This window comes from Sinobaca sp. SA16-1 (assembly GCF_059510515.1).
The window spans coordinates 266,600-285,212 of record NZ_JCAKFL010000004.1; the positions used below are offsets into that span (position 1 = coordinate 266,600).

Here is an 18,613-nt window from a genome sequence, read left to right on the forward strand (position 1 = left end):
AATCCATCATTTTTCAGTTTTTTTCTTCCTATATATTAGTATAAAGAAAGCCCGGCTGTTTCGCACATAATAATCACATAAACTTTCTTCGGATCATGATATAATTTAAAAGAGAGCGCTTCCAAAAAACCTCTAATTATTAATTGACAAAACTCACGGCGAGGAGTAGCCTATGGAAGAGCTTTACCAATAATCAAGAATTTATTTACACGAGGTGAAGGATCATGACCGGTAAAGGTACAATGGATGAAAGTATTCTAGTCTGTGTTTATTATGGGCCAAATGGCGCCAAGTTAATACGCAGAGGATGCAAAATAGCTTCCCGTCTTGACTGTCCTTTATATATAGTATCAATTGACCCTGCTCCCGCCGATAACCTGGACCACGAAAAGAGCCAGTATATTGAAAGCTGGAAGAAGCTTGCAGAAGAGTACGGGGCAACCGAGTTTATTCTGAAAGACAACGAAAAACGCCCTGTCGTTAAAGTGATCGGAGAAGTCGCCAGAGAAAAAGGCATCACCCAGATTATTATCGGCCAGACCGCCAAAAGCCGCTGGGAAGAAATCACGAAAGGATCTTTTGTTAATATTCTTTTAAAAGAGCTTCCGTTTATCGACCTCCATATCATTTCTGTTTCCAGAGAACTTAGAGATCATGACGGAGATTATGAAAAAGGCTGCCACGCTTACCTTGTAAGAGATGGAGATCAATATAAGATCAGCTTTAACCATACAAACGACGCGCAGTACGAAGGCATTTTCTTTAAAGAAACCGGTACCGACTTTAATAACGGCACCTTTAAGTTTATGAAAGACGGCGAAATGCTGGAAATTCATGTAACGGAAGACTATGTAACGGAAAGAGAAAAACTCGAAGTATAGGAAAAAGAAAAGACGAAACGCTGCGGCGTTTCGTCTTTTTTTACTTCAGGCGGAAAAACCTTCAGCTGTTGGTGGAACCAGAAGCGACCGCACCAACCATGGCGCCTGTCATAGCTGCCTGCTGGGCCTGCAGAATACTTTCCAGCGAAGTCTGGACAGTCGTTTCTATAATAGAAGCTTCTTCTGCGTACTCACTGACCGAAAGCTGCACGGCAATCGTAAAGTTCATTTTTTTATGCCATTTAAATTCTTTGGAGTCATTCAATGTTTTTTCAATTCTCACAATAAAATCAGCGAGCATTTCTTTTTCTTCGGCCAATGCCATAATTCCCACTTCCGGATAATGAACCGGCCGCACCTTCTTTTCCTGGGCTTCCAGGGTAACGACTACATCTATGGCATGTTTTACGAGAATATCGGTGTCTTCGTTATCACGCAGGGCCAGAATATGGCTCAGCATCTGCAGTTCATTGGATTTTTTAAAACCTTTGTCATTCAAATTCCGGTACAACTCTTCAATTTTCACCATCAGCGGTCCTTCTTCTACCGGCGACGCAGCCAGAAGCACCGCAATCGGATAATCCGAGCTGGACGTTAAAAACATATGGTCTTTTTTCATTAAGTCAAATACACGCTTGGATCTTTTTATCAGATCCATTCTGCTGTCTGCTTCTTTTTTCAAATCGATCACCAGAAGAGCGGAAATATACGTAAAGCTTCCTCTTTGAAAAGAACCGGCCACTAATTGATCATAGACTTCCATCCATTCATGATACTTGTCTTCAGGATCGTCAAAGCGAATGTCGAGCGTAGCCGCTCCTACATAAACCTGGGCGCCGTTTAAAGCACTGAAAACGCCTTTTTTCTTTTTCATGTACTCCGCAATTTCTTTAAACCGATCGACGTCGAGTTCTTTTTTCCGTACAACGTACATGGAAGAAATCAGCATAAGTACTCTTGCATCCACTACCTGCCACTTTAGTTCTTTTTTTAGAATCATATAGTACTTTTCATAGGTTTCCAGCTTGTTCATTAAGTTGTTCTCCATGCGATGTCACCCTTTCCGCATCTCTGTCTCTATCTCATGTACCATTATACTGCTTTACAAACCTAAACAGTACCTCCCTCGATTAAATGCCGGCAGAAAGAAGGCCCCTTCCCAGTGGAAGAGGCCTTTTTATTATTTTAATATAACGGGCTGCTTGGCAGTGCCGGGAAGCGGCTTTGTAAATGTTTTGGTCAGATAAAGCATATAAATGAGCCCCACCCCTACCCAGACCAGCCCTCCAACAATCGTCGGCGGATCGAGAAGAAACAAAAGCCAGAGCATAATAAAGGCTCCTATACCAGGCACTCCAATATAGAACACACGCTGGTACAGGGTCGTTGTTTCTTTCTGGCGGATGGCCAGGGCAATAACGGATATATTCACAAAGAAGAAGGCAGTAAGGGCTCCAAAGTTAACGAAACGAAGCGCCGCATCCACACTGATAAATAAAGCGAGAATGGACAGCACCGAAGCAAGGGCAATGTTGAACACCGGCGTTTTAAATCGTGGATGAATGTATCCGAATAATTTTTCAGGCAGGATGCCGTCTCTTCCCATGACGTAAAGCAGTCTGGAAACGGCAGTAATCGAGGCCAGCCCCTGCGTGAAAATAGCTGCGATTAAAACGGTCATAAAGATAGCATTCAATGCGCTGCCTCCAATAAGCGCCATGAGCTCCATCGCCGCGGAATCTATGTTCACGAACGAAAACGCGGGCTGGGCGAGCTGGATCAAATACGAACTGCTGATATGAAGCACGCTGATAATGCCGATCATAATAAAAATCGCTCTTGGAATCGTTTTCTGTGGGTCTACTGTCTCTTCGGACAGTGTAGTAATCGTATCAAAGCCGAGAAACGAGAAGATAACGACGGAGGCTCCTGCGAGCATAATTGGAACCGTCAGGTCCCCGGCAAAAGGCTGAATCGAGAACAGCCCCCCCGCTCCTTCCCCTGTCCACAGGCCGCGGATAAGAATAATACAAAAGGCAATAATAAACACGATCTGCATAATAACGAACAATCCGCTCAAGTTAGCAGAAGAGTTGATGCCCATTACCGCAATCGCTGCCAGCAGCACAATTAAGCCTATAATCCAAACCGGAGCCGGAATTCCCGGAAACTGTGCATTCAGGAAAACACCAAAGGTGATACAGGCAATAATAGGAGCGAATAAGTAATTAAACAAAAGCAGCCACCCTACTAAAAAACCGGCATTAGGATGAATTGCTTTTTTGGCAAAAGTGTAGGCAGAACCGGAGATAGGAATTTTTTTAGCCATAATAGCATAGCTCGTTCCAGTAAATATAACCGCAACAACTGCAAAAATGTAGGCCGGAGTTAAAAATCCCGAAGACCCTTCAAAAGCTACTCCAAATACGGAAAAATAAATCATCGGTGTGTTCCAGGCCAGACCCATAAAAACAACCTGCCATAATGTTAATGTACGTTTCAACTCAGCTCTTTCAGCCATTGTTTTCCTTCTTTCTGTTGGGATCATTTCCATCGATTAAATTATTCCAATATATCATTTCCTTTAACTAAAACGTCAGCCGGCCGGGCTGGTTGTGCTTGATGATGTTCATTCTCTGGAGTCTTTTTGTTTTAATCAACAACCCTGGCAGAAAATCTATCAACCTATTTTAGCTGGTGGCTTTCATTTTTCTACAAGCTCCAAGCAAAAATAATCGGACTCGAGTGTCTGAGATAACTATTCTAAAAAGTATGTTATATAACCTCACATAAGCGTTGTCTTTCCAAACAGCCTCTACTACACTTTTTATATACACCGCACACATAGCGATCCTCAAAAATAACATAAAGGCCTCCTTGCCTAAGGCATTGAGGGGCGACAAATGCTTTCTAGGGTTCCGCTGTCAGCTTCGCTTCACTGCTGGCAGGGCTGGTCCGAGAGAAAGCGGGCACAGCCGGATCACACGGGCTGCGGCTTACACGGACGGACAAAAGCCTGGGAGATTAAATTCTCTCAGGCTTTTTTTATTACCTTTCAGCCACCTGCTGAATAAGGCTTATGAATCTTAAAGGAGGAAACAATGATGAATAATTATTGGACGAAGTCACTGGAAGCCGGGGAAAAATGGTCGGGGGTTGTTAAAAAAGGCAGCCTGTTCCGCTTAACCGCTTCAGAAAGCACCGCTAATGTATCTATGCTTCTATTCAACGCTCATGATCGGACAGAACGCTACAATATGCCGGATACGCTGAAAGCTCAGCACACCTCCCATTTAACGAAAGGACATGTGTTGATGAGCGACAACGGCAGAGCAATGGCCGGTATTATCGAGGATGACACTGGGTGGCATGATCCTTTTGGCGGCTTTTCTAAAACCGATTGGACGGATGCCCAATTTGGAAAAACAACCTATCAATCCGAGCGGAACGATCGTTATCGCAGCGGAGAAGAGAATTTTTCCATGGAGCTGTTCCGCAATGGTCTGACGATGCGGGATACGGTTCCTGTCTTGAATGTTTTTTCAAAAACAGCCGTCGAGGCTGGAGGCGGCATGGTATTTCATCAAGAAAATGCCGGGGCCGGCCAAGCCGTTACGTTCCGGACCGAAATGGACCTGCTTATCGTCTTATCAAATACGCCCCACCCGCTTGATACGTCCACCGTCTACCCTTCGGTCCCTGTAAAGCTTGAAGCGGGTGCTGCTGAGCCGGTAGCCGAAAATGATATTTGTTTAAACTTATGCGAAGAAAACCGTCGTGCATATGAAAACACATGGGAAGCGCACCTGCTTGCTGAAGGTTTTATTGCTGCTCCTGTTTCCACTAAATAAATTTGGAAAATTCAATTATCTGGGAAGGATGATCGATAGTGACACAAGCAAAAGAAGTAACAACCAGCCACCGAAAAATAGAAGATGCCGTTTATACGCGGACGATTCCAGCCGGAAAAGGCTGGATGTACGATTTAGAACCCGGGCAGGTTTTCAGAATTACAGACCTTGAAGGCAACCAGGCGGCAGACACCCTCTTTTATGACGCCTTAAATCCGGAAGACAGCTATAGTGCGATTGAAACGGTCACCGCCCAGAAAAATATCTACCTTACTACCGGCTCGGTTCTCCGGGCAAAATCCGGCCGGCCGCTTCTCACGATTACCGCTGATTCGGTCGGCAGGCATGACACTGTAGGAGGAGCCTGCTCTGCAGAAAGCAACACGGTCCGCTATGCCCATGAGAAAAAAGCGATGCATAACTGCCGCGATACATTTATGTACGAATTATCGAAACGGGGCAGTCACTTTTCCAAACAAGACCTGGCTCCGAACATTAACTTCTTTATGAACGTTCCTATTACGCCGGAAGGCGGCCTTACCTTTGAAGATGGCGTCTCAGCCCCCGGCTATTACGTGGAAATGCAGGCAGAAACTAACACAACTGTACTAATCAGCAACTGTCCACAGCTTAATAATCCGTGCAACGATTACAACCCCACCCCGATTGAAGTAACCATCTGGAATAACTAATTCATCAATAGAAGAAAGGAGACTGCGTTATGTTTACAAAAGTACTCATTGCCAACCGCGGCGCGATCGCGGTACGAATCGAACGGACATTGAAAAAAATGGGGATTCCTTCCGTCGCTATCTATACAAAAGCCGACCAGGACAGCCTTCACGTGGACCAGGCCGATGAAGCAGTTTTTATTGGAGAAGGAAACGCCCAGGAGAGCTACCTGCATCCGGAAACCATTCTTCAGGCTGCTCTTGATACAGGCGCCGATGCAATTCATCCGGGTTACGGATTTTTAAGTGAAAATGCTCAGTTTGCCCGAACCTGTCAGGAGAAAGGAATTACTTTCATCGGACCTACTCCCGGGCAGATGGAATTATTTGGCTTAAAGCATTCTGCCAGAGAAGCCGCTGCCAACGCAGACGTTCCTCTTCTTCCCGGCACGAATCTGCTGGAGCATGCAGAAGAAGCGGTCGCTGCAGCCGCTGACATCGGCTATCCTGTTATGCTGAAAAGCACCGCCGGCGGAGGCGGTATTGGCATGAGAATCTGCCGCGACAAAGACAGCCTGCTTTCTTCTTTTGATGCCGTAACCCACCTGGCGGAAAATAACTTTAACGACGGCGGCTTGTTTCTGGAGAAATACATCTCTTCTGCCCGCCATATTGAAGTACAGATTTTCGGAAGCTGGAAAGGAGACGTCGTTTCTCTCGGAGAAAGAGACTGCTCCATTCAGCGCAGGAACCAAAAAGTAGTCGAAGAATCTCCGGCTCCCCTGCTTTCAGAGAAGGTTAGAAAAGAAATGGCTGCTTCTGCTGAACGTTTGGCATCTGCTACAGGCTATCAGAATGCCGGCACCGTTGAATTTCTGTATGACCCTGATTCGGAAGCATTTTATTTTCTTGAAATGAACACCAGACTACAGGTAGAACATGGTGTGACAGAGGAAGTAACCGGCGTTGATTTAGTGGAGTGGATGATTCTCGAAGCTGCTCGCGAACTTCCTGCCTTTCCTCCTATTACGATTCAGGGCCACAGCATACAGGCGCGTGTCTATGCCGAAGACAGCTTTCATGATTTCCGTCCGAGCGTCGGTCAGATCGACCGGGTTGAGCTGTCTTCTCTCGCCCGTAACGAATGCTGGGTACGCGACGGTCTTCAGGTCACTACGCTCTATGACCCAATGCTTGCTAAAGTTATCGTTCATTCCAAAGACCGGAACAGCGCGATTCAACAGCTCAGCGCCGCGCTGGCTGAAACCAAAATGTACGGCGTAACAACCAATCTTCTCTATATAAAAAGCCTTCTGCAGGAGCCTGCTTTTCAGCAGGGAGAAGTTCATACCCAGCTGTTAAACAGCTTTTCTCCTTCCGAGATGGCACTCGAAGTAATAGACGGCGGCATTCAGACAACGGTCCAGGACTGGCCGGGACGGGTCGGCCATTGGGATGTAGGCGTTCCTCCCTGCGGTCCGATGGATCCTCTCTCCTTTCGAATCGGCAACCAGCTTTTGCAGAACGATGAAAAAGCAAGCGGTCTGGAGCTGACGTTACAAGGCGGGTCCTATCGCTTTCGTGAAGCTATGTGGTTTTGTATAACAGGTGCCGATATGCAGCCGGCACTCGACGGAAAAAAGATCAGCCTGTACCATCCGACCTTTGCGGAAAAAGGACAGGTCCTCTCCTTCGGCCAGGCCGAAACAGGCATGCGTACGTACCTGCTTATTTCAGGCGGGTTTGACATGCCGCAGACGCTGAACAGTGCTTCTACGTTCACACTGGGCGGATTTGGCGGCCACGGCGGCAGAGCTCTCCGTGCAGGAGACGTGCTGCGTGTAAACGGAAATACTCTTCCTGCTGTCAGTGAACCTTTAGCAGCCTCAGAAAAACCGGCTATTCAAAAAGAGTGGACAATCGGAGTCGTTCCCGGACCACACTGCACGGAGGAATTTCTGCTTCCAGCCTACTTAAAGCAGCTTGAAGACACCGAGTGGGAGGTTCATTTTAACAGCTCCAGAACCGGGGTCCGGCTGATCGGCCCTGCACCGTTATGGGCAAGAGAAGATGGCGGCGAAGCGGGATTGCACCCTTCCAACATTCATGATAATGCTTATGCGGTAGGGACACTGGATCTTACAGGAGATATGCCTATTCTCCTAGGCCCGGATGGCCCGAGCCTCGGCGGATTTGTCTGTCCTGTCACGACAGCCTCGGCAGAATTTTGGAAAATCGGCCAGCTTCATGCCGGAGATACAATCCGCTTTCAGCTGTTAACCCTTGATCAGGCAGAGACCCTCCGCCTGGAACAGGAAGCCTATTTGAAGACGCTTCAGGAAGAATCTTCCCATACTTTACCTGTACTATCTTTTGATAAACATTCGTTTGATCCGAATTACCCTATTCTTGCCCGTGAAACTTCAGGCAGACGCTTTCCAATAACGGTCCGCTGCAGCGGGGATGAGAATGTACTCGTCGAATACGGGGAAATGGAGCTCGATCTGCTGCTTCGTTTTCAGGTGCAGGTGCTGATGGAAGCAATCCGCCAGGAAGAGGATTTTCCTATCATGGACCTGACGCCGGGAATTCGTTCTCTGCAGATCCGCATCAATCCACTGGAAAATAATGTCCAGCAGGTTTGTGAAAAAGTGCTGGAACTCGATAAGCAGCTTCCCGCTTTAGAAGATATTACAATTCCATCGCGGATTGTGAAGCTTCCGCTTTCCTGGGATGATCCGTCCACCCAGCTTGCCACCGAACGGTACCAGCAGAATGTCCGGCCGGATGCACCATGGTGTCCCGATAATCTGGAATTTATCCGCAGAATCAACGGTCTCGACAGCATTAACAGCGTAAAAGACGTCGTGTTTGATGCCAACTATCTCGTGATGGGGCTCGGGGACGTTTATCTTGGAGCACCAGTGGCCACCCCAACGGACCCAAGGCACCGGCTCGTAACGACAAAGTATAACCCGGCTCGTACGTGGACACCTGAAAATGCCGTGGGCATCGGCGGAGCCTATATGTGCGTTTACGGGATGGAAGGACCGGGCGGCTATCAGTTTGTCGGCCGCACCATTCAAATGTGGAACAAATTCCGCGAAACAAAAAGCTTTGAACCCGGCAAGCCATGGCTGCTCCGCTTTTTTGATCAGATTCAATATTACCCGGTCAGCGCCGATGAACTGCTCGAACTTCGGGAGGACTTCCTGCGCGGCCGGTTTGAAGCAGATATTACCGAAACAACGTTTTCTCTTAAAGAGTATATAGAAGACTTACAAACTGTAGAATCCGGTGCTGTTCAATTTAAACAGCATCAGCAGAAAGCCTTCCAGGAAGAACGACAGCGCTGGAAGGAACAGGGCCTGGCAGAATACGTGTCTGAACAGGATGTAAAGACCGAGCAGCCCGCTGAAGGACTGCCGGAAGGGACGTCTCCTGTCACCTGCTCCATTCCCGGCAGTGTATGGAAAGTATTAGTCGAGGACGGATCCGAAGTAAAGCAGGGGGAAACGCTTATTATAGAAGAAAGCATGAAAATGGAATTTATCATCGAAGCTCCCTGTGATGGATATGTGACCGGCCTGTCGATCAAGCCGGGAGATGAAGTCCATCCTGGACAAACTATTTTAGGGATCACCGAAAAAAAGGAGGTTTCTGTTTAATGCATGCTTATCAATCTATTGCTGCCTTAAGAAAAGCCTATACGTCCGGACAAATAGCTCCGGAATCTCTAATTGATCAGCTGATAAGCCAGGCCCGCGAGGAGGAATCCTATCACATTTGGATTACTCCCCCTTCCCTTTCCTTTATTCAGCCTTATTTGGACAGACTCAAGGACCTGCCGATAGAAGAAGCCCCTTTATGGGGAGTACCCTTTGCTTTAAAAGACAATATTGATCTAGCCGGTGTTCCGACAACTGCCGGATGCGAAGCATACAGCTATATACCTGAAAAGCATGCCACAGCCGCTGCCCGTTTGATCGATGCAGGAGCAATCCCTGTCGGGAAAACGAACCTCGATCAGTTTGCAACCGGACTGGTCGGCACACGAAGTCCTTATGGGGAGACAAAAAATGCCTGGGATCCTGATTTAATCAGCGGTGGATCGAGTTCCGGCTCGGCTGTCTCTGTCGCAGCAGGACAAACTCTCTTTTCTTTAGGAACAGATACGGCCGGATCCGGACGGGTGCCTGCCGCCTTAAATAATTTAGTCGGATGGAAATCAAGCTTAGGTGCCTGGCCTGTAAGCGGCATTGTGCCGGCCTGTGCAAGCATCGACTGTCTAACCGTATTCACGAATACGATAGAAGACGCCTCTCTCGTAGACTCGGTTATTCGCGGATTCGATGAAACAGATTCATGGTCGCGGTCCACCCCTGCTTTATCAGAAACAAAGCCGCAGTCTTACCTGCTCCCGGATAAAGAACCGGCGTTTTTCGGGCCCTTTGCCGAAAAATACCGCCAGGCATGGACGCGCACGGTGGCCGCACTGGAACAATCCGGTCTTCCGATCAAGTATGTATCTACAGCATTTATGGAAGATGCCGCCGCTGTTTTATATGACGGACCGCTCGTGGCAGAGCGTTGGGCGGAACTGGGCGGATTTGCAGACTCCCATCCCGGGGCTCTCCTGCCTGTTACCGAAAAAGTACTCCGTTCCGGCACGAATCCTGATTACACTGCTGCTGCGTTGTTTCAAGCCAGGCATCAGCTTAAGGCCTATACGAGAAAAGCAGAGGCTCTGCTGCAAAACAACGTACTTATCCTGCCTACCGCCGGCGGAACATGGAGCCGAAACGACGTAAGGGAAAATCCTATTCAGACGAACAGTGACATGGGACGCTATACCAACCACTGCAATCTGCTTGAGTTATGTGCTGTTTCCCTTCCCCAGCCTTTTGCAGATCACAGCCTTCCTTTCGGCATCACGGTATTTTCCAGTCAGGATAATGACTCTCTTCTGGTTGGCGCCTCGAGAGAAATACAGCGCTGCAGCAGCCGGCCGGAAGTAATGGTTGCTGTGTGCGGCCTGCATATGAGAGGATTTCCGCTTGAAAAACAGATGATCTCCCACGAAGCGTATTTTGTAAAAGAGACAATGTCCGCTTCCAGCTACAAGCTGGTTGAAGTACCGGGATCCCCGGCTAAGCCCGGCATGATTCGTTCCGAAAAGGGAGGCTCTCCCATTGCACTGGAGCTATGGAGCATGCCGCTTGATCAGCTGGGCTCATTTACAGCGGGCATTCCCTCCCCGCTTGGAATCGGCAAAGTAGAATTGGAAGATGGAACCTTCACCCCCGGCTTCATCTGCGAGGCAGATGCCGCTGAGTATGGAAAAGATATCACCTCCTTTGGGAGCTGGAAAGCCTATCAGAGCAGTTCTATATCTCTTTAAAAGCCTGCCGGTTGTTTCACGTGAAACAGACCGGCAGGCTTTTCTTATGTTTGTCGAAAATCGTACGTTTTCTTTGAGACGTTGTGTTTTACATAAGGAACTGTTTTAATATGTATTATATATACATATTAAAAGGAGGCATTTTATGACGACTCAAGGAACACTTTCCACCCGCACGATTGATATTGTAAAAAGCACCGCCCCGGTTTTGGCTGTGCATGGAGAAGCCATTACGACAAAGTTTTACGCTATGCTGTTTGAAGCCCATCCGGAGCTGCTGAACATGTTTAATCATACCAATCAGGCAACCGGCGCCCAGCCAAAAGCTTTGGCGCAGGCTCTGCATGCCGCTGCCTCTTACGTAGACCGTCTTGAAATACTGGAGCCCTTTGTGGAAAAGACAGCCCAAAAACATGCCAGCGTCGGCGTGAAGCCGGAACATTATCCAATCGTCGGCCATTATTTAATCAAAGCGATGGAAGACGTGCTTCAGGAAAATGCCACACCCGATATTTTAAACGCATGGACCGAAACCTACGATACCGTCGCTGCTATTTTTATTCAGGCCGAACAGAAATTATACGAAACAAAAGCCGAAGAACCTAAAGAATGGACAGGTTATAAAGACTTTACGGTGGTCGATATTGTACAGGAAAGCAGCAGAATGAAGTCATTTTACCTTCAGCCTGCCGACGCCTCCCCCGTGCCTTCTTTCCTGCCCGGCCAGTACGTCAGTCTGCGCTGTTCCATCCCCGGAGAAGAATACACACATGTACGCTCCTACAGCCTGTCTGACGCTCCCGGAACCGGCTGCTATAGAATTACGGTCAAGCATGAAGAAGATGGGATCGTTTCTTCCTATCTGCATGAACAGACAGCGGCTGGACAGCATATCGAGCTGTCTGCTCCATATGGCTCCTTTGTGCTTCAGACGGACGATCACAAACCTATTGCCTTCATCAGCGCAGGTTCCGGCTTGACACCGCTTGTCAGTATGATAAAGTCCCTGCCTGATTCCTACAGAGCTCCTGTTACGTTTATTTATGCTGCCAAAAACCACAGCCGTCATCCTTTTCAACAGGAAATCAGCAGTGCCGTCCAAAAACTTCCCGTTTCCCAGGCGCTGACTTTGTATACAGCTCCCGAAGCAGACCACCCGTCTTCTGCTCACTTCGGAACGGAAACGACGCTTACGCCGGAAACACTTCAATCCGCCCTGCCGCAGGAAGATACCCGCTGCTACATCTGCGGACCTCCTGCTTTTGTGGAAGCGGCTGTCTCCTGTCTTCATGAAATGGGCCGGCATGACATTTTTACCGAAAACTTCGTCCCTGTTTCTTAATCTCCATCCTTCTTATGTTAAGATAATGCATAGAATGAAGAAGGAAAGAGAGTTGTACTGTTTGTGTTTACATTAATTGATTTCTTTTATTTGCTGCTTTCCGCCCTTGTGATCCTTCCTGTCGTTTCCATCATCCGGGAGTCCGGCTACTATTTAGTCGTGAGCCTGCTCGGCGCTACCAATAAGAAACTGACGGTAGGAAGCGGTCCCGTGCTGTTCCGAACCGAAACGATTGAAGTCCGCCGCTATTTCTTCATGTACAGCTGGTTTGAATACGATGAAATCAACCCGGATAAAAAATTCTGGCACGGTTTGATTTATGCTTCTCCTATGCTGAGCAATATTATAGTAGCTGTTACCATCAACAGCTTGATTATAGGAGGAATCCTCCCGGACTGGGGATTTTGGAACCAGTTCTTGTTTTATGTATTCTATTTTGTACTGTTTGACGCTCTTCCCGTTTACCTTCCCGACGGCCAGCCCTCGAACGGCCGGGCTATTTTTGATTTGATCTGGCACGGTCAGCGCTCGGATTATTCAAAAGAAAAGCAGGAAGACCAGGAGGGCCGGACACAGGCCCAGGAAGAAACAATGCGAAACCGGGACAAAGATGAACGAGAACGTGATGACCACTCCCGTATGCGTTCAAGAAACACCAGAAAACGATGATAAAAAAGCCGCTCCCTCTAAAAGGAGCGGCTTTTTACTATTTCGTAAACGTATTTTCCAGTGTGCCTATTTCATCAATCGTACATTCCACCTTGTCGCCTTTTTTCACAAATTCTGCGCCAAGCGGGCTTCCTGTTAAAATCACATCACCCGGCTCAAGCGTCATCACTTTGGAAAGATAAGACACCATCCGCTTTAGAGAAACGATCATCAGATCGGATTTGCTGTTTTGTTTTTCTTCTCCATTCACAAATGCTTTCACGTACACATTGAGCGGATCTAAATCCGTCTGAATCGCCGGTCCGAGCGGTGTAAACGTATCAAATGATTTACCCACGGTCCAGTGCCCGGCTTCATGGAAAAACTGCGGGGCCGTCACGTCGTTTCCTACCGTATAGCCGAGAATGCTGTCGAGCACCTCATCTTCTTCGATGTTTTTCGTTCGCTTTCCAATGACTACAGCCAGTTCAGATTCAAACTTAATCTCATCCACGCCTTCCGGAATGCGGACTTCCGCTCCTGAACCAATCAATGAGGAGGCCGGCTTGTAAAAGAAGACCGGAATCTCCGGCTGTGTATCCGGCAGATCTTTTTTGTCTCCTACATAATTGGCTCCAATGCCGATAATTTTCTCCGGCTCTACAGGGGCCAGCAGGGTAACATCTGCATGCCCGTGTGTTTCTCCGGTTGCTTCTCTTCCTGAAAACAGATCCCCTTTAAACGGCTTAAGTCCTTCTTCGGTCCATTCTCCATAATAGTGATTCGACTGGTATTCATATCTGCATAGTTTCATCGTATTCTGCCTCCATTTATTAGGGTTCTGTTACTGTACAGCTTTTTTTACTTCCAGGCAGCGGCCGGGCATCGGAAAGAGCTTGCCCTGGTTCAATAAATTGCCCGGATTGAATACTTCCCGGATTCTCGTTTGTGCTTCGATCTCTTCATCCGAAAAGATAAACCGCATTTCTTCAATCTTCTCAATCCCTACTCCATGTTCTCCCGTTATTGATCCACCCGCGTCAGAGCAGGCTTTCAAACAAGCTGATCCGGCGTCTACCGCCTTCTGGGTTTCTCCTGGATTTCTGGAATCAAACAGAATCAGCGGATGAAGATTGCCGTCCCCTGCGTGAAAGATGTTGGCAATACGCAGTTCGTACTTCCGGCTGATATCATTGATCTGTTCCAGCACTTCCGGCAGACGGCTTCTTGGAATAACACCATCCTGGACCAGATAGTCAGGGGAAATGGCTCCCATCGCTCCAAACCCGGTCTTACGGTTGGCCCACCATCTGCCGCGTTCCGCGTCGTCTTCCGCCACTTTCACTTCTTTGACGTGATTGTTCCGGCAGACGGCAAGAATTTCTTCAATCTGCTCGTCAATACCAGCGGCAATTCCATCTACTTCAATTAACAGCAGCGCTGCAATATCCCGGGGGTGTCCGACAGGGAACGATCCCTCTTCCACCCCTTCTATCGCCGTCTGGTCCATCATTTCCAATGCCGCCGGCACAATGCCTGCGGAAATGATGTCTGATACGGCACGACTGCCGTCTTCCACCTGGTCGAAGTAAGCCAGCACCGTCTGCTTCATTTCAGGATTCTTTAAAATACGAACTGTGATTTCTGTGACGACACCAAGCGTCCCTTCCGAGCCGGTAAGAAGGCCGAGCAGGTCATACCCGGGGGAGTCGGGCACGCCGTCTTCCCCAATCGAAATAATGTCTCCGTTTGGCATGACTACTTCAAGGCCGAGAATATGGTTGGTTGTAACACCGTACTTTAAACAGTGGGCGCCGCCGGCATTCTCTGCTACGTTCCCTCCAATTGTACATACATACTGACTGGATGGATCCGGCGCGTAGTAATAGCCTTTACTGGAAATGGAATTGGTTAAGTGCAGATTCACATAGCCCGGCTGCACGACTGCTTTTCGATTTTCATAATCGACACTCAGCAGCCCTTTCATTTTCACAAGGCTGATGATTACTTCCTTATTGAGCGGTGTTGCACCTCCGCTCAGCCCTGTTCCGGCACCACGGGCCAGAAAAGGCAGGTCGTTTTGAGAACAATATTTAACAAGTTCCGCTACTTCCCTTGTGTTTTTTGGAAACACGACGGCCTTCGGCGAATGTTGATGAATCGTGAAGCCATCGCAGTTATAGGAAAGCATGTCGACATCTTCAAACAGCACTTCTTTTTCTCCGACTATCTTAAAGAATGCTTCAATATGATGGTCCTGGTTTGCACTGATTTTCTTTTTTCTTCTCATTAACTGCATGCCATTTACCCCTTTCCAGAAGTTTGTAACTGCCGCTGTTCTTCTTTTTGTTTTTTATAAGCCCAGTCCAGCAGTTGAATGGTGTGGACAATACGCTCGCTTCTGCCGTATTTCTGTACGCCCATCGCCATCTGCAGCATACAGCCTGGGTTCCCCATCGAGATCATTTCCAGATTTTCCGGTATATTTTCCATTTTCCGATCCAGGACGGCATTGGCCATATCAGGATTTGTCAGGTTGTACACGCCGGCGCTTCCACAGCACGTATCGGCATTTGGCATCTCTACCACGTCCACCCCTGGAATGTCCCGTAGGATTTGACGGGGCTCATCTCTTACTCCCTGCCCATGGGCAAGGTGGCAGGCATCATGATAGGTAATTCTTGTTTTCATTTCAGTCTGCGGTTTCTCATACCCTGTATCGTACAAGTACTTTGAAATATCCTGAATTTTTTCGGAAAATTCTTCAGCTTTTTCTTTCCAGGCCGGCTCGTCTTTAAATAGTTCCGGGTATTCCTGCAGCGCGCATCCGCACCCTGCTGAATTAATTACAACCGTATCGGAATCGCTGAATGCTTCAATATTCTGCTTCGCCAGCTTGCGCCCGGAATCCCGATCGCCTGCATGCACATGAAGCGCTCCGCAGCAGGTCTGATTTTTCGGTATGACTACTTCGCTGCCGTTATGCGTCAGAACATCGATGGTCGCGTCATTAATATCGCTGAACATGACGTCCATGATACAACCTGTCATAAAGGCTACTCTGCCTTTGACTTCGTCGCCCTTCGCAGGAATAACCGGCATGTTTTTGTATTTCTCACGAACAGGATGACCGACGTTAGGCATAATGGCTTCCATGCCGGAAAGATGATCAGGCATCAGGTTCATCGCCCCGGATTTCCGTGTGAGGGACTGAAGGCCGCTGCCCTGATAAAAGCGGAGCAGGCCGCCGACTTTATTTAAGCGGTTCGTGTGTGGAAACAGCTTTTCCAAAATGGTGGAACTGAAGGCTTTCTTCCAGCCGGTGAGCGGCTCCGCCCGCCGGATCTGACCCCGGGCTTCTTCAATCAGCCCGCCGACTTCCACGTCCGCCGGACAGGCGGTAACGCAGGCCCGGCAGTCCAGACAGGTAAAGACAGCGTCCGAGAACGACTGATCCATCTTGATTTCCCCTTCAGCAACGGCGTGAATTAAATGCACGCGCCCTCTTGGGGAGTGCTGCTCCTGACCGGTTTCTAAATAGGTGGGACATGCTTCGAGACACATGCCGCAGTGAACACAGTCATCCCATTTGGCTGGATCAGGATGGTCTTCCGGGAAATAGTTGCTTAAGCTTTTTGTCGAACAGGCCGGCTGCTTTTCCATTGTGTAATCTTTTGCCATACTCATTTTATATCCCTCCGACAAATCGACCCGTGTTCAATACTTTCTCAGGGTCTGCTTGTTTTTTTATACCGCTTAGTAAAAAGAAATAGGACGGCTGATTTCCCCATACGCTGATCTGACGGCGTACAGCAAGCGGAAGATGGGTAATGACAGCATACCCGCCTAATGCTTCTGCCTTCTCCCGAATACTCTTAATTGCTGTCGTGACACTACTTTCCGGACCTTCTATATACATCTTTGCCACACCATGACCGAGTCCGCCGTGCGCATAAACGGAAGCTCCGCTCTCCTGATGCAGACGATCGGTTTCCACCATTAAATGAAACACGTCCATATTTTTACTGCCTGTCTTTACAGACGCTTTAATGTCAGAAGTGGACGATGGCTCTTTAGGTGACAACTCCGTGAAACGCTTCCAAAAAGAAGCAGCTTCGTCTTTTTCCATGACAGTCATGCTCATTTCTGCCGGTTTGTTTTCCGCCAGCCAGTTCTCCTGAAACGCGACCGCTTTTTCAACGTCTTCAAAGGCAACTGCGAGCGTGTAGCTTTCTATACCGGCTAATTTTTTCGATAAAGCAGGATTCATCAGTTCCAGCGAGACAGGTTCCAGCGTGGAATCCAGAAAACCAACCGTAAACGGACGAAGCTTTTCCCACTGGTCTTTAGAAAAGGAGAGCAGTACGAGCTTTTCCTGTTTCGGAAGCGGACGAAGCTTCAGCGTAATCTCTGAAATCACACCGAGCGTTCCCATGGAGCCGACAAACAGCTTGTTCATGTCGTAGCCGGCGACGTTTTTAACGACTTTTCCGCCGGTACGGGTAATCCTTCCATCCGGATAAACGACCCGCATTCCGATCACATGGTCTCTGGCAGAGCCGTACTTTAACCGTTTCGGGCCGCTGTTGTTGCTTGCCACAATGCCTCCGATCGTCGAATATTCCGGCCATTCCGGGTCAAGCGAGATCATTTGGTTATGGCCTGCCAAAAACTCTTGAATGTCTTTCATCACTGTCCCGGGCTTCACTGTAACCGTCATATCACCGGGAACATGCTCAATTACGCCGGCAAATTTTTCAAGGGAAAGCAGAATATCGTCATTGTCTTTTGTGCCGCCGAATCCCCGCTTGGTGCCTCCGCCTATTATCGATACACTTTTCTGGTTTTCACTTGCATAGGTTAGAATCCGGGCAATTTCTTCTTCTGTTTCGGGATATACGGTATGATCGCCCCCATTACCAAGTGCGTGGGCCTGCTCTGTTTTTGTTATCTGCTGGGGGGATACCACTTCTTCAAGTTCCATATCAAACACTCCTTTCCTTATCTTCCCATAGAATACTTTCCTGCATCTTCTGTTCGACGTACGACAAATGCTTTACCATCGCCTGACGCGCACTTTCCGGATCCGCTTCTTGAATGCAGCGGACAATGTCAGCGTGCTGAGCAATAATTTTTTGAGAGGAAGCCGGATCAGCTGCCAAATACAGATGAAAATCAATCATCGCTTTTTTTGTCGTGGACGATAGAAATTCCATCAGCTGCACAAGAATCGTATTACCTGCGGCTTTGGCGATTGATTGATGGAAGGCGTAATCCAGCTCCCAGCTGTCCGGACCAAGTGCTGCTTCCATCGCTTTTGCAGCTTCGGCTACTTCGTCTGCCTGCCTGGGCGTCCGGTAGCTCGCTGCCTCTTTCACCATTTCCGTTTCCAGCATTTTTCTTACTTGAAACAGCTCCTGAATTGCCTGCTGGTCTGGAAGAAGAACACCGGAACGAAACAGTTTTGCTGCATCAAAAGGAGAAACAAAAGTACCTTCTCCTTTTTTCACATAGACAAGCCCTTTTCCTTTTAAAGTCGAAATGGCATCACGTACAGCGGACCTTCCTGTTTCAAACAGGACACACAGCTCTCGGACGGACGGCAGTTTTTCGTGGGCTTCGAACGTGCCGGTTTGAATCTGGGTTTCGAGTTCGGCCGCAACGTGTTCCGAAATGTGGACAGCGGGAACTTTTTCCACCTCCATAATCAGTCTCCTTTCTTTGTTATCACATATCAGACAACCTATGTTGAAAAGAAAAGCCGATCCTTACGATGCAGGTACCGGCTTTCTATAGATCGTGTAAAAAAAGGATCACTA

14 protein-coding genes and 1 riboswitch are annotated in these 18,613 nt (G+C 48.2%); of the genes, 7 read left to right on the forward strand and 7 right to left on the reverse strand.

Annotated features, from left to right (window positions below):
- Positions 1–224: 224 nt before the first annotated feature.
- Positions 225–881 (forward strand): histidine kinase, encoded by a 657-nt coding sequence (locus AC5W2J_RS13130; RefSeq protein ID WP_496059907.1) that lies wholly within the window; start codon positions 225–227, stop codon positions 879–881.
- Positions 882–942: 61 nt separating this feature from the next.
- Here AC5W2J_RS13130 and AC5W2J_RS13135 read toward each other — a convergent pair whose 3' ends face one another.
- Both AC5W2J_RS13135 and AC5W2J_RS13140 read right to left on the reverse strand, forming a co-directional pair.
- Positions 943–1,929, reverse strand: coding sequence for a DUF4003 family protein (locus tag AC5W2J_RS13135; protein WP_496059908.1), 987 nt, complete (start codon positions 1,927–1,929; stop codon positions 943–945).
- 132 nt (positions 1,930–2,061) lie between these two features.
- On the reverse strand, positions 2,062–3,402 hold the full coding sequence (locus AC5W2J_RS13140) for an APC family permease (RefSeq protein WP_496059909.1): 1,341 nt from the start codon (positions 3,400–3,402) through the stop codon (positions 2,062–2,064).
- 378 nt (positions 3,403–3,780) lie between these two features.
- A riboswitch (guanidine-I (ykkC/yxkD leader) is annotated at positions 3,781–3,906 on the forward strand.
- A gap of 79 nt (positions 3,907–3,985) precedes the next feature.
- Here AC5W2J_RS13140 and AC5W2J_RS13145 point away from each other — a divergent pair.
- The 6 genes from AC5W2J_RS13145 to AC5W2J_RS13170 all read left to right on the forward strand — a co-directional run bounded on the left by AC5W2J_RS13145 (position 3,986) and on the right by AC5W2J_RS13170 (position 12,815).
- Positions 3,986–4,732: an urea amidolyase associated protein UAAP1 gene (locus AC5W2J_RS13145; protein ID WP_496059910.1), complete on the forward strand. Its 747-nt coding sequence runs from the start codon at positions 3,986–3,988 to the stop codon at positions 4,730–4,732.
- Positions 4,733–4,770: 38 nt separating this feature from the next.
- The gene (locus tag AC5W2J_RS13150) at positions 4,771–5,424 is read left to right on the forward strand and encodes an urea amidolyase associated protein UAAP2 (protein WP_496059911.1); all 654 of its coding nucleotides are present in this window, start codon (positions 4,771–4,773) and stop codon (positions 5,422–5,424) included.
- Positions 5,425–5,453: 29 nt separating this feature from the next.
- Entirely contained in the window at positions 5,454–9,071 is a 3,618-nt protein-coding gene (uca, locus tag AC5W2J_RS13155) for an urea carboxylase (protein ID WP_496059912.1), read from the forward strand.
- Entirely contained in the window at positions 9,071–10,804 is a 1,734-nt protein-coding gene (locus AC5W2J_RS13160) for an allophanate hydrolase (protein WP_496059913.1), read from the forward strand. Before uca ends, AC5W2J_RS13160 begins: the two co-directional genes overlap by 1 nt.
- A gap of 145 nt (positions 10,805–10,949) precedes the next feature.
- Positions 10,950–12,146: an NO-inducible flavohemoprotein gene (gene hmpA, locus AC5W2J_RS13165; protein ID WP_496059914.1), complete on the forward strand. Its 1,197-nt coding sequence runs from the start codon at positions 10,950–10,952 to the stop codon at positions 12,144–12,146.
- Positions 12,147–12,209: 63 nt separating this feature from the next.
- Entirely contained in the window at positions 12,210–12,815 is a 606-nt protein-coding gene (locus AC5W2J_RS13170; RefSeq protein ID WP_496059915.1) for a hypothetical protein, read from the forward strand.
- A gap of 37 nt (positions 12,816–12,852) precedes the next feature.
- Here the strand turns inward: AC5W2J_RS13170 and AC5W2J_RS13175 are convergent, their stop codons facing one another.
- From AC5W2J_RS13175 to AC5W2J_RS13195, 5 genes are read right to left on the reverse strand one after another with little or no spacing between them, the layout of a single operon-like run.
- Positions 12,853–13,608, reverse strand: coding sequence for a fumarylacetoacetate hydrolase family protein (locus AC5W2J_RS13175; RefSeq protein WP_496059916.1), 756 nt, complete (start codon positions 13,606–13,608; stop codon positions 12,853–12,855).
- 30 nt (positions 13,609–13,638) lie between these two features.
- Positions 13,639–15,093, reverse strand: a complete 1,455-nt coding sequence (locus AC5W2J_RS13180; protein ID WP_496059917.1) for an FAD-linked oxidase C-terminal domain-containing protein — start codon at positions 15,091–15,093, stop codon at positions 13,639–13,641.
- Between the two features lie 5 nt (positions 15,094–15,098).
- Positions 15,099–16,481: a (Fe-S)-binding protein gene (locus AC5W2J_RS13185; protein WP_496059918.1), complete on the reverse strand. Its 1,383-nt coding sequence runs from the start codon at positions 16,479–16,481 to the stop codon at positions 15,099–15,101.
- A gap of 1 nt (position 16,482) precedes the next feature.
- On the reverse strand, positions 16,483–17,778 hold the full coding sequence (locus AC5W2J_RS13190; protein ID WP_496059919.1) for an FAD-binding oxidoreductase: 1,296 nt from the start codon (positions 17,776–17,778) through the stop codon (positions 16,483–16,485).
- Between the two features lies 1 nt (position 17,779).
- Positions 17,780–18,499: a FadR/GntR family transcriptional regulator gene (locus tag AC5W2J_RS13195; protein ID WP_496059920.1), complete on the reverse strand. Its 720-nt coding sequence runs from the start codon at positions 18,497–18,499 to the stop codon at positions 17,780–17,782.
- Between the last annotated feature and the right edge of the window lie 114 nt (positions 18,500–18,613).

What these genes read in the sequence shown, in the direction of transcription:
- AC5W2J_RS13130 (WP_496059907.1), top strand. Translation starts at nt 225, where the DNA reads ATGACCGGTAAAGGTACAATGGATGAAAGTATTCTAGTCTGTGTTTAT.
- AC5W2J_RS13135 (WP_496059908.1), bottom strand. Translation starts at nt 1,929, where the DNA reads ATGGAGAACAACTTAATGAACAAGCTGGAAACCTATGAAAAGTACTAT.
- AC5W2J_RS13140 (WP_496059909.1), bottom strand. Translation starts at nt 3,402, where the DNA reads ATGGCTGAAAGAGCTGAGTTGAAACGTACATTAACATTATGGCAGGTT.
- AC5W2J_RS13145 (WP_496059910.1), top strand. Translation starts at nt 3,986, where the DNA reads ATGAATAATTATTGGACGAAGTCACTGGAAGCCGGGGAAAAATGGTCG.
- uca (WP_496059912.1), top strand. Translation starts at nt 5,454, where the DNA reads ATGTTTACAAAAGTACTCATTGCCAACCGCGGCGCGATCGCGGTACGA.
- AC5W2J_RS13160 (WP_496059913.1), top strand. Translation starts at nt 9,071, where the DNA reads ATGCATGCTTATCAATCTATTGCTGCCTTAAGAAAAGCCTATACGTCC.
- hmpA (WP_496059914.1), top strand. Translation starts at nt 10,950, where the DNA reads ATGACGACTCAAGGAACACTTTCCACCCGCACGATTGATATTGTAAAA.
- AC5W2J_RS13175 (WP_496059916.1), bottom strand. Translation starts at nt 13,608, where the DNA reads ATGAAACTATGCAGATATGAATACCAGTCGAATCACTATTATGGAGAA.
- AC5W2J_RS13180 (WP_496059917.1), bottom strand. Translation starts at nt 15,093, where the DNA reads ATGCAGTTAATGAGAAGAAAAAAGAAAATCAGTGCAAACCAGGACCAT.
- AC5W2J_RS13185 (WP_496059918.1), bottom strand. Translation starts at nt 16,481, where the DNA reads ATGAGTATGGCAAAAGATTACACAATGGAAAAGCAGCCGGCCTGTTCG.
- AC5W2J_RS13190 (WP_496059919.1), bottom strand. Translation starts at nt 17,778, where the DNA reads ATGGAACTTGAAGAAGTGGTATCCCCCCAGCAGATAACAAAAACAGAG.
- AC5W2J_RS13195 (WP_496059920.1), bottom strand. Translation starts at nt 18,499, where the DNA reads ATGGAGGTGGAAAAAGTTCCCGCTGTCCACATTTCGGAACACGTTGCG.